The following is a 12,611-nucleotide window of genomic DNA, read 5'->3' as shown; positions in this document are numbered from 1 at the left end:
GGTCAGTATGTGTCGTGTGGGATTGATTTGGAGAAAAGCATTTAGCAAAGCAAACGCAGATAAAATAGCTAGCTGCTTACTTTTCAGAGGTAAATCCTCATTATTCGTAGGCAACAGAAATTACTGTAGCTACACAATCCACAGTACTCAAAATTAGCCTATGTCTGCTTATTCAATTGATAATGCCTTGGCGGAGTTAGAAAGCCTTGTTAACAGTTGTGAAAAGGCTTTGATTAAGTCTATAGAGGAAAAAAAGATGAAGTCAGAAACATCGGTGTCAACCAGCAAAATTAATAGACAACTGCAACAAAATCCGATAGCGATTGTTGGGATGGCATCTCTGTTACCAAAATCGAGAAATTTACGAGAATACTGGCGCAACATCGTTAACAAAATTGATTGTATCACCGATGTACCAGAAACACACTGGAGCGTCAAAGATTACTACGACCCCAACCCCAGAACTACCGAAGATAAAACCTACTGTAAAAAAGGTGGTTTTATTCCTGAAGTTGATTTTAACCCGATGGAATTTGGCATTCCTCCCAGCATCTTAGAAGTCACAGATGTATCGCAACTGTTGAGTTTAGTAGTTGCCAAAGAGGCAATGGAAGATGCAGGATATAGCGAAGCGCGGGAGTTTAGCCGCGAAACTATTGGGGTAATCTTAGGCGTAGCCCAGGCAAAGCAATTGGGGATGCCACTGTCTGCCAGATTAGAGTATCCAGTTTGGGAAAAGGTGCTGAAAAGCAGTGGTTTATCTGACGAAGATACACAAAAAATTGTTGAGAAAATCAAAAGCGCTTATATCAAATGGGATGAGAATGCTTTCCCTGGGATGTTGGCTAACGTTGTGGCGGGAAGAATTGCCAACCGGCTGAACTTTGGCGGGACAAACTGCGTTGTTGATGCAGCTTGCGCCAGTTCTTTTGGTGCTTTAAAAATGGCAATTAGTGAGCTAATTGAGTATCGCAGCGACATGATGCTAACTGGCGGTGTGGATACCGACAACACCATCATGGCTTACATCTCCTTTAGCAAAACTCCTGCTGTAACTCCCAGTGAAAATGTCAAACCCTTCGATGCTAAATCTGACGGGATGATGTTGGGTGAAGGTATTTGTATGCTTGTCCTCAGACGCTTGGAAGATGCGGAACGGGACGGCGACAAAATCTATGCAGTGATTAAGGGTATTGGTACTTCTAGCGATGGTCGCTACAAGAGCATTTATGCTCCTCGCAAAGAAGGACAAGTCAAAGCGTTAGAACGTGCTTATGATGATGCTGGCTTTTCTCCTGCGACTGTTGGCTTGATGGAAGCACATGGTACTGGGACAATGGCGGGAGATCCGACAGAATTCGGTTCTTTGAGAGACTACTTTGATGTACATGATTCTAAAAGGCAGCACATCGCCTTGGGTAGCGTCAAATCCCAAATTGGACATACCAAAGCGGCAGCGGGTGCGGCCAGTTTAATCAAAACTGTTTTGGCGCTACATCACAAAATCTTACCGCCGACAATTAATATTACTGAGCCGAACCCCAAACTGAATATTAAAAATTCGGCCTTTTATTTGAATACCGAAACTAGACCTTGGATTCGGGCCGCAGGGGAACCGCCAAGACGTGCGGGTGTGAGTTCTTTTGGCTTTGGTGGCACAAATTATCACGTTGTGCTGGAAGAATATGAAGCGGAACAAAAAGACGCCTACCGCTTACATAATGCGCCTAGTGAGGTGCTGCTGTTTGGTTCTTCCCCAGCTGCGTTGTTGCTTCAAGCGACTGAGGTTTTAGGTAAGTTGCAGTCTGAGGGTGGTGAGAGACACTATGCAGAATTAGTTCTGGAGTGTCAAACACAAGTAATTCCTCTCCCTGCTGCCAGAGTTGGGTTTGTGGCTGAGAATTTGGCTGAGGCTTGCAAGTTACTGCAAATTAGTATAGATTTGCTGAAACTCAAATCTGCGGCAGCGTCTTGGGAGCATCCCCAAGGGATTTATTACCGCGCTTCGGGGATGGATTTGGGCGGTAAAGTTGTGGCGTTGTTTTCTGGGCAAGGTTCACAATATTTAGAGATGGGTCGAGAAGCGGCGATGAATTTCCCGGAGATGCGCCGCCTTTATGGACAGATGGACAGTCTGTTGCTGAATGATAATTTGCGACCGGTTTCGGATATTGTTTTTCCCCATCCGGTTTTTGAGGAAGCGGAAAAGAATGCCCAGGTTGCGGCTTTGCAAAGAACAGAATATGCTCAACCGGCGATTGGTGTGTTTAGTGCTGGGCTATATTCTATTCTGCAACAAGCTGGCTTTAAGTCAGATTTTACTGCTGGACACAGCTTTGGGGAACTGACAGCTTTGTGGGCTGCTGGGGTTTTGAGTGAGGAAGATTACTTGTTTCTGGTGAAGTCCAGAGGTCAAGCAATGGCGGCACCGGAAGATCCGGATCATGATGCGGGCAGTATGCTGGCGGTGAAGGAAGATATTGTCAAGGTGGAAGCGGTGCTGAGGCATTTTCCCCTGGTGACGATCGCTAATTTCAATTCTCCGACTCAAATTGTCTTGGCTGGGCCAACGGCGGAAATCGCCAGAATCCGCCAAGCGTTGCATGACCAAGGTAGCGCCGCTGTGTTGTTACCGGTCTCCGCAGCTTTCCACACATCGCTGATTGCTTTTGCTCAAAAGTCATTTGCGATCGCGACTAAGTCTGTGGCTTTCCAAAATCCGAAAATTCCGGTTTTCAGCAACGTCACCAGTAGACCATATCCCAAGGAACCCCAAGCGATCCAAAAAATCCTGGAAACTCACCTCTCTAACTCGGTGTTGTTTAAGCAGGAAATTGAAAATATCTATGCAGCTGGTGGTCATTGCTTTGTGGAATTTGGTCCGAAGCGGATTCTCACCAACTTGGTTAAAGATATTTTAGGCGATCGCCCCCACATTACCGTATCTCTCAACCCCAGCACCCAAAAGAATAGCGATCGCTCTTTGCGAGAAGCAGCTGTGCAGTTACGCGTTATCGGTATGCCTCTCGGCAACCTCGATCCTTACCAACTGCCCCCAGTACTTCCCCCAACCGAGAAAAAGAAAACGCTAAATGTGCGCTTGAACGGCATTAACTACGTATCTGACAAAACCAAAAACGCCTTCACTCAAGCTTTGCAAGACGGGCACCAAGTAGGGGCTATTTCTCCCCGACCTCTTGTCGAGTCTCCTGTTCCATCGCCGGCTGCCATATATAGCCCCACCCCAGAATTTTCTGAGATTACGGCGACAAGTAATGGTAACGGACATAAAAAGACATCCCCAGTGCCTCCTGTAACCTTTTCACATCAACCAACCCCAGAACCGTTAGCGCAGCGTCCCGGAGGGAAGATGCAAACAACACCAGAAAAACTTGTAAATTTCCAACTGGCTCTCGAAAGCTTAGAAAACCTTTTAACCGAGTTTCAGCACAATCAAACTGAGAATTTACAAGTTCACGGGACTTATCTTAACCATCAGATGGAATACGCCAAAACGTTTTTCCAACTGATACAACAGCAAAATGCCCTGTTTGCCAACGCTAAATCTTCTCCTGAAGCCGCCCAGCTTAAACTTGTGGTGATGGAAAGTTTAGAGCGCAGCATGATGCAGTTTCATAGCCAACAAGGTGAAACCCTCCGCATTCATGAGCAATATCTCCAGGAACAGGTGGAATATGCCAAAAACTTCTTCCAACTCATCCAGCAAGAATATTCTCGGTTACTTTCTGGAGAAGTGACAATTCAATCTCTAACGGAGAAACTCAGCAACGGCAAAAGTTTATTGCCTTTGACAACAGAAGCACCAGTACCTCCCACCGCCAAGATTGTCGAAACTCAGCCCTTACCTGTAATGCAGCCCTTAGTTAAAAGTGGCTCATCTGTAGTTGAGGCAGCAGTTGCCAAGATTGTCGAACCAGTCATAGAGGCAGCAGTTGCCAAAATTGCTGAACCTGTAATTGAGGTACAAGTTGCCAAGATTGTCGAACCAGTCATAGAGGCAGCAGTTGCCAAGATCGCTGAACCTGTAATTGAGGCAGCAGTTGCCAAAATTGTGGAACCGGTAGCCATCCCAGAACCCGCAGCGACATCTGGCATTAATATTGCTGACTTGGGTAAAAACCTGTTAGCCATCACCAGCGAAAAGACCGGCTACCCCGTCGAGATGCTGGAATTAGATATGGATATGGAAGCGGACTTAGGGATTGACTCGATCAAACGGGTAGAAATCTTGGGAGGTTTGCAAGAGATATACCCCGACTTACCTAAGCCAAACTTGGAAGAACTGGCAGAAAAACGCACCATCGGTCAAGTTGTTGACTATTTGCAATCCCACGCTTTGGGAAATCCCACGGTAGTAATTGCACCTCAAGAAGTAAAACAGGCAATCGAGATGCCAGTAATTCCTGAGCCAGTTATCACCTTTAGCCCAGAACCAGAAGCACCTGTTAACAATCAATTTGCTAACTTGGCTGAAACATTATTAGCCATTACCAGCGAGAAGACTGGCTACCCAGTGGAGATGCTGGAGTTAGATATGGATATGGAAGCGGACTTAGGGATTGACTCGATCAAACGGGTAGAAATTTTGGGAGGTTTGCAAGAGTTATATCCCGACTTACCCAAACCAAACTTAGAAGAATTAGGTGAACTCCGCACCATCGGGCAAATAGTTGATTATCTCCAAAAGCTGGTTGGAGGTGAAAAAAAAAAGTCTCAGTCTGAGGTAACGACGTTATCTCCGTCTAACGTGGGGTTTCCCCGCCCTCCTGAAGCAGTATCGCCCCCACCAGCGGTAGATCCCAATACCCCAAGACTGCCTGCAAAGCTTAAAACCCTACCCCGTCCAGACTTTTTGGAATTCAGTTTACCAGAGGGACACATCGGTTTAATCACCGATGATGGTTCCCTCACCACTGCCAAACTAGCGTATTCGCTGATTGAACAAGGCTGGAAAGTAGTAGTTTTGAGTTTCCCTCTATCGCTTGTTGCTTCGCAAGTGCCTTTACCCACAGGTGTAACCCGTGTGACATTGGCAAACTTGAGTGAAGAACATCTGCAACAACAACTACAAGCGATCGCTAATCACTGCGGTGCGATCGCCGCCTTCATCCATCTACATCCTCTATTTGCGGCAGAAAACACAGGTAAACTGAGCTATCCAGAAGTTGAAAAGGCGATCGTCAAGCACGTGTTTTTGATCGCCAAACATCTCAAACAATCTCTAAATACAGCAGCAGATCAAGGACGGAGTTGTTTTTGCACAGTTGCCCATCTCGACGGTGCCTTTGGCTTAAAACATCAGCAAAACTTTAGCCCAATTGCTGCCGGTTTATTTGGATTAACCAAAAGCCTGAGATGGGAATGGCCCAAAGTATTCGCCCGCGCCATTGACTTAAATCCAACTTTAGATCCACACCAATCAGCCGAATATATCATTGCAGAACTACACGATTCCAATAGATATATCGCTGAAGTTGGCTACAGTTCTCAAGGACGAGTCACCCTAGTTGCAAAGAATGGGTAATGGGTAATGGGTAATGGGTAATGGGTAATGGGTAATGGGTAATGGGTAATGGGTAATGGGTAATGGGTAATGGGTAATGGGTAATGGGTAATGGGTCAGAGAAATCAATCACCTCTTCCCTAATTCCCAATACCAATTATCTCTTACCCAATAACTAATAAAAAAGCTAGTTTGTCCAGATATTTTAGAGGATTTATGACACAAATAGTCCGTGATAATCCATCATCTGTTTTTGTGGTCAGTGGTGGCGCCAAAGGGATTACAGCGCAATGTACAATTAAATTAGCACAACATCAACCGAGCAAATTTATTCTTCTTGGTCGTTCAGAATTATTAGAAACAGAGCCAGAATTTGCTCGTGATTGTTTAGAAGATGCAGCGTTAAAAAAACGCATCATGGAGCATCTTATTTCTCAAGGTGAGAAACCCACACCCATGAGTGTGCAAAAGGTATTTAATCAGATTACTTCTAGCCGCGAAATTAAAATAACACTGGCAGCGATCGCAGCAGCAGGTGGAAAAGCCGAATATATTAGCGTCGATATCACCGATAAAACGGCTGTGCAGGAGAAACTAAAAACTGCTGTAGAACGCCTGGGGGCAATTACCGGCATTATTCATGGTGCAGGCAATTTAGCCGATAAATTAATTGAAAAGAAAACAGAACAGGACTTTGAGAAAGTTTACACCGCCAAAGTTCAGGGATTAGAGAACTTGCTGACTTGCGTAAACCCCCAACAACTACAGCATTTAGTGCTATTTTCTTCAGTTACAGGGTTTTACGGGAATATCGGACAGACTGATTATGCGATCGCTAATGAAATTCTCAACAAATCAGCCCAACTTTTGAAACAATACCATCCCCAGTCCCATGTAGTCGCAATTAATTGGGGCGGTTGGGATAGTGGCATGGTAACACCAGAACTCAAAAAAGCCTTTGCCGAACGGGGAATTGAAATTATTCCTGTGGAAGTTGGCGCCCAAATGTTAGTTAATGAACTGCATCCCGCCTATCATGACACAGCACAAGTAGTCATTGGTCATCCAATTACCCTACCACCTGCACCCCTAGATCCGGTACTGCGAAGCTATCGAATCCGCCGACGGATGATATTAGCAGAAAATCCCTTTTTGCACGATCATACAATTGCTGGTTCACCAGTATTACCAGCAACCTGCGCCATGTCATGGATGATCAACGCCTGTGAAGAACTTTATCCAGGTTATCGATATTTACGTTGTCAAGATTTCAAAGTTTTAAAGGGCATTACCTTCAATGAAAATCTTGACACTGAATATACTATAGATGTCCAAGAAGTTACTAAAATCGATGGCGACACCATCGAATTCCAAACAAAAATCTTCAGCATCAATGCCAAAGGCAAAACACTGTATCATTTCTCATCCTTCATCAAACTGGTAAGAAAAATCCCAGCAATTCCCATTTATCAATCACTGGATCTCACAGAAGATAATATCATCACCACCACAGGCAAAGACTTTTATCAAAATGGAGATTCCTCATTATTTCATGGCCCAGCCTTTCAGAAAATCACCAGAGTATTAAATGTCAGTCCCACAAAACTCACAGCCGAATGCTTCTGGGAAGAAATCAGCCCCCAACAACAAGGACAGTTTCCTGTCAAATGGCACAATCCTTATACAAATGACATCAGCACCCAATCCTTATGGCTTTGGTTAAGCCATTTTCATCAAGAAGTTTGTTTACCAGGACAGTTAACACACTCCGAACAATTTGCACTTACACCATGCAACGAAGCCTTTTATGTCTCCTGTGAAATCATCAGCAAAACAGATACTGGAGTCAATGCCAACTTCATACTCCACAGCCGAACAGGTGAGATATACTCCCAGATATTAGGAGCAAAAGCAGTTATTTGGCCAATGAAACTACTCAAGCAAAAATAACCCTTACTCACTCCATTCCCAATACAATTCAGACAAGATCCCCCCGCCTGCGACGACCCCCTTTTTAAGGTGGTAAAAGAGAGTTAAAAGCCCCCTTTTTTAAGGGAGGAGGTGGGGGGATATTCGAGAGATTCAAAAGTCAACCGAACCGTATTAACTCCATTCCCCCTCCTCCTCTGCGTCCTCTGCGTCTCTGCGGTTCGTTAATCTTCCTGACAAAATTAAACTAACAGCAGAGAAAATCAAGATATTTTTCCCGAATACCTTAGATCATTGCATCTACCAAAATATTCCTGTAAAAGCAATTAGCGTAAATCGTTAAATCCTTGCCATTTTGGGGAACTGCGTAAATCCTAAAAAGTTCGCCCCAACGAGGATTTCAACAGTGGAAAAAATCGCCATCATCGGGTTATCTTGCCTCTTTCCAGATGCTAACAACCCAGAAGAATTTTGGCAGAATCTAACCGAAGAAAAAGATTCGACATCATCCGTAACAGACACAGAAATGGGAGTAGATCCCGCAGTCTTTTACGAACCTAACAAAGGTCAACCAGAAAAAATCTATTTTCAAAAAGGAGGTTTCATCCGGAACTTTAAGTTTGATGCCAGCGAATACAACTTGCCTACAGCATTTGTACAAAGCTTGGACAACACCTTTAAATGGTCACTTTATGCTGCCAAACAAGCAATTAAGCAAAGTGGTTATTTAGGAAATCAAACTGTACTTTCAAAATGCGGCGTAATTTTAGGGACTCTAGCCTTACCCACCAAATCTTCTAATCAATTGTTTGCACCAATTTATCAGCAAACAATTGAGCCGGCAATTAGCGAACTTTTACAAGACCAAGATTTTCATTTGGCAACTTCAGCAACTGCCTCCCCAGTCGCTCCATCTAATGCCATGATTTCCGGCTTGCCAGCAGCCATTGTTGCTCAAGCGTTTTCTCTGTCTGGGATTCATTTCTGTTTAGATGCTGCCTGTTCGTCATCGTTTTATGCGATTAAGATGGCATCTCATTATCTATGGTCACGAAAAGCTGATGTGATGTTAGCTGGTGCCATCAGTTGTACAGATCCGCTGTTTATCCGGATGTTCTTTTCGGGGATTCAAGGATATCCCGAAAATGGTATTAGTCACCCATTGGATAAGTCATCTAAAGGACTAATTACATCCGAAGGCATTGGGATGGTAATGCTGAAGCGCTATAGTGATGCTGTGAGAGATGGCGATCGCATTCTTGCCACTATTTGCGGCAATGGACTCTCTAATGATGGCAAAGGCAAACACCTACTCAGCCCCAATTCCAAAGGACAAACTCTAGCCTTCGAGCGAGCTTACACTGAAGCCAAACTTAGCCCCCAAGCAATTGACTACATGGAGTGTCACGCAACAGGCACTTCTCTCGGAGATACCACCGAATTAAACTCCATCGATAGCTTTTTTGGCAAACACCAAGCAGCGCCTTTGGTCGGTTCTGTCAAAAGTAATGTCGGTCACTTGCTCGTTGCTGCCGGTATGGTGAGCTTGACGAAGACGGTTTTGAGTATGTCTCATGGCGTGATTCCCGCAACTATTAATATTGCTGAACCTCTCGGTTCTGAGAATAGTGTGATTTCCGCCCAAAACATTGTGAGAACTACCACGCAATGGCCCAGCAAAGGGGCAACTAAACACGCGGCTTTAAGTGCTTTTGGTTTTGGTGGAACGAACTCTCATCTAATTCTTGAACAAGGGGAAGTAGTCTAATGAGTCTTGAACAAGAAAACAGCGGGAAACTGGCAATTGTTGGGATGGATGCGTTTTTTGGTGATTGTAACGGTTTAGATGCCTTTGAACGCAGTATTTACGACGGTAAACAGCATTTTATTCCTCTACCCCCAAAAAGGTGGCATGGCATAGATGAGCAAGAAAACCTACTCAAAGAGTACGGTTTGCCAGAAGGAAAAGCACCTTTGGGGGCTTATGTTACCGATTTTGAAATCGATACCTTAGCTTACAAAATCCCCCCAAATGAAATTGAAAAGCTGAATCCCCAACAGTTGCTACTGCTGAAGGTTGCCGATCGCGCTTTGAAAGATGCCAAAATCTCTGAAGGGGCTAACGTAGCGGTAATTATCGCCGCTGAAACCGAATTTTCTGTTCACCAGTTACAGCAACGCTGGAATTTATCTTGGCAGATTAAAGACGGTTTGAAGTCTGGGTCAATTGCCTTACCAGCAGATAAAATTGCTCAACTGGAAACCATAGTTAAAGACAGTCTTCACGGGCAAGTAGAACCCGGTGAATATCTCAGCTATGTCGCCAACATTATGGCAAGTCGAATTTCGTCCTTGTGGAATTTCACTGGCCCTGCCTTCACCATCAGCGCCGTCGAAACTGCCGCCTTCAAGGCTCTAGAATTGGCACAAATGTTACTGACGACTGGGGAAGTAGATGCAGTTGTCGTTGGTGCCGTCGATTTGGCTGGTGGTGTAGAAAATGTTTTGCTGCGAAACCAATCGGGAACCATTAACACTGGTATTAATACCTTAAGCTATGACCAAAAAGCCAACGGCTGGATCGTTGGCGAAGGTGCCGGTGCTGTTGTTCTCAAGCGTCACGAAACTGCTTTAGAAAATAGCGATCGCATCTATGCAATTATTGATGCCGTTAACATTGGTCAAGCTCATTCTGTAGCTGCCGATGCAGCAACTATTAGCCAAGTCTGCAATCAAGCTTTCGAGATGGCAGGCATTCAACCCGCAGATGTAAACTATGTGGAGGTTTGCGGTAGTGGAATTCCCCAAGAAGACGAAGCCGAAATCACCGGCTTACTCCAAGCTTATCCCCCCGTCGGTGACGGTTTACATTGTGCAATTGGCAGCGTCAAAGCGAATATTGGCCATACTTACGTTGCTTCAGGAATTGCTAGTTTAATCAAAACGGCTCTCTGTCTCCATTACAGATACATTCCCGCCACTCCCAACTGGTCAGGGGTCAAAAAACCCCAAGTCTGGGAGGGTAGCCCCTTCTACGTAGCTACAGAATCAAGACCTTGGTTTGTCAAAGATGGTATTTGCCGAATAGCGGCAATTAATAGCCTAGGTTGTGATGGCACTTATGCCCATTTAATCTTGTCGGAAGAACCCAGCCAAGAAGAACGCAGCAGCAAGTATTTGCAGCAAATGCCCTTTTATCTTTTCCCCTTGGCAGGTGACAGCAGCACAAATATCTTAGAGGTGCTGAACAATCTTCAACAAACGATTGAAAACAGTTCCTCTTTATCCAACAGCGCTAGCCAGACTTATGCTACCTATCAGCAGCATTCTCAGGCAAAGTATGTTTTAGCCATCACCGGACGTAACAAAAAAGAAATCCTCAAACAAATCGAATCTGCTCACAAAGGCGTAAATGATGCCTTTGAGAAAGGTACAGATTGGCAAACGCCCCTTGGTAGTTACTTTACCGCCAAACCATTGGGTAAAGAAGGAGCAACTGCTTATGTGTATCCAGCGGCTGTAAATTCTTACGTCGGCATCGGTCGCAGCGTGTTCCGCTTATTCCCCAAAGTCTTTGAGGATTTGAAAAGCAACAATCTCTACAACCGTGCTGCCGATGTTGAGAAGCTAGTCTACCCCAGAAGCTTGCCGAAATTATCTACCCGGCAACTGGAAACTCTCGAAAAGCGATTGTTAGATGATTCCCTGGCAATGTTTGAGAGTGAAATCGCCTTTGCCAGATACATGACAGCAATTTTCCGCGATGAGTTTCAAGTTAAGCCCCAGTATGTTTTTGGCTATAGCTTGGGTGAAACTAGCATGATGGTTGCCCAAGGCGTTTGGAGCGATTTTGAGGGTGGAAGTAACACTTTAAACTCATCTCCGCTGTTTGGAGACAAGTTATCTGGCCCGAAAAACGCCGTGCGTGAGTATTGGGGATTACCCACTTCCACAGATTCAGAAGATAAGAGCTTCTGGAATACCTATGTTCTCATGGCCACACCTGCCCAGGTGAGAGAATGTCTCAAACAAGAAAATCATGTTTATTTGACCCAGATTAATACACCAGAAGAAGTATTAATTGCTGGTGATGATGCAGCATGTCAGAGAGTGATTAAAACCCTTGGCTGTAATGCGTTTGCGGCGCCTTTCGACCATGCAATTCATGCAGAGGCGATGCGATCGCAATATGGCGAAATCAAAAAGGTAAACACCTTACCCACCCAAGACATCCCCGGTATAGTGTTTTACTCCGCCGCTGATTATCAACCGATTAATTTGGATAGCGATGCGATCGCTCACAATATTGCCAAAGGACTGTGCCAACAACTAGATTTTCCCCAATTAGTTAATCGCATCTACGACGATGGTGCCAAAATCTTTATCGAAGCTGGTGCTGGTGGTGTTTGTTCTCGATGGATTGATAAAATTCTCGCCAACAAAGAACACATCACCGTATCTCTAAATCGCCGAGGTATGGATGACCATACATCACTCGTCAAAGCACTAGCAAAACTCCTCAGCCATCGAGTGTCTTTAGATTTATCACCGCTGTATTCTCTTGCATCTGATACTGCCAATCAAACTAAATTAACACTGAGAAAAATTACCTTGGGCGGCAACTCAATTACCACTTCTATCTTAAGTGAAGATAACCGACAAATTTTCCTCAGTGACCGTGGACAACAACAGCATCAAAGCATAGCTAAATACCGAGAATCTAAAATCATTAATTCCCTAAAGGGAAACAGCGAAATTTCCCTTAGTGCAATTAATTCTCGCCCCATACCGCCATCCAATCCCCAGCCAGAAAAAGTCGAAATGAAAACTATCATGGATAACGGTTTTGAACTTAGAGAACAACTACAATCTTCAGAGTTAACCGCCACGAAACAGCAAATTCCCCAACTCGTCCTCACACAGGAACCTGGTAATACAATTACCATGCCCGATTTAAATACATCTCAGTATCAAAAGCTGAATGCTAACAATTCAAAAATGACTAAAGCACATACTAGCTTTTTACAAGCTAGACAGGATTTTAGTAAACAAATGAGCGAAATTATTCAATTGCAATTAACTTGCGCCCAAAACTTGCTCAACGAAAAATCCTGATTTCACCCCAACTTTTTCTCCTTTCCCCGTCCTCTTCCCTCGT

Annotated in this window: 4 protein-coding genes; all 4 read left to right on the top strand. The window is 44.5% G+C overall.

Features of this window, described 5'->3' with window-relative positions; genetic code table 11:
- Positions 1 to 160 precede the first annotated feature (160 nt).
- The 4 genes from CYLST_RS12030 (at position 161) to CYLST_RS12015 (ending at position 12,568) form a co-directional block, all read left to right on the top strand.
- Positions 161 to 5,545: a type I polyketide synthase gene (locus CYLST_RS12030; RefSeq protein WP_015207997.1), complete on the top strand. Its 5,385-nt coding sequence runs from the start codon at positions 161 to 163 to the stop codon at positions 5,543 to 5,545.
- 195 nt (positions 5,546 to 5,740) lie between these two features.
- A complete protein-coding gene (locus tag CYLST_RS12025; protein ID WP_015207996.1) occupies positions 5,741 to 7,474 on the top strand; it encodes an SDR family NAD(P)-dependent oxidoreductase in 1,734 nt (577 codons plus the stop codon).
- 385 nt (positions 7,475 to 7,859) lie between these two features.
- Positions 7,860 to 9,221 carry a beta-ketoacyl [acyl carrier protein] synthase domain-containing protein gene (locus tag CYLST_RS12020; RefSeq protein WP_015207995.1) on the top strand — a complete coding sequence of 454 codons (1,362 nt, stop codon included), beginning with the start codon at positions 7,860 to 7,862 and terminating at the stop codon, positions 9,219 to 9,221.
- Positions 9,221 to 12,568 (top strand): PfaB family protein, encoded by a 3,348-nt coding sequence (locus CYLST_RS12015; protein ID WP_015207994.1) that lies wholly within the window; start codon positions 9,221 to 9,223, stop codon positions 12,566 to 12,568. The genes CYLST_RS12020 and CYLST_RS12015 overlap by 1 nt, the downstream gene beginning before the upstream one ends.
- Positions 12,569 to 12,611: the final 43 nt, after the last annotated feature.

Origin of the sequence: Cylindrospermum stagnale PCC 7417 (assembly GCF_000317535.1) — a bacterium.
GTDB lineage: Bacteria > Cyanobacteriota > Cyanobacteriia > Cyanobacteriales > Nostocaceae > Cylindrospermum > Cylindrospermum stagnale.
This window is presented reverse-complemented; position numbering and strand designations above follow the sequence as displayed.

Coding starts and splice junctions, on each gene's coding strand:
- CYLST_RS12025 (WP_015207996.1), top strand. CDS start 5,741: ATGACACAAATAGTCCGTGATAATCCATCATCTGTTTTTGTGGTCAGT.
- CYLST_RS12030 (WP_015207997.1), top strand. CDS start 161: ATGTCTGCTTATTCAATTGATAATGCCTTGGCGGAGTTAGAAAGCCTT.
- CYLST_RS12015 (WP_015207994.1), top strand. CDS start 9,221: ATGAGTCTTGAACAAGAAAACAGCGGGAAACTGGCAATTGTTGGGATG.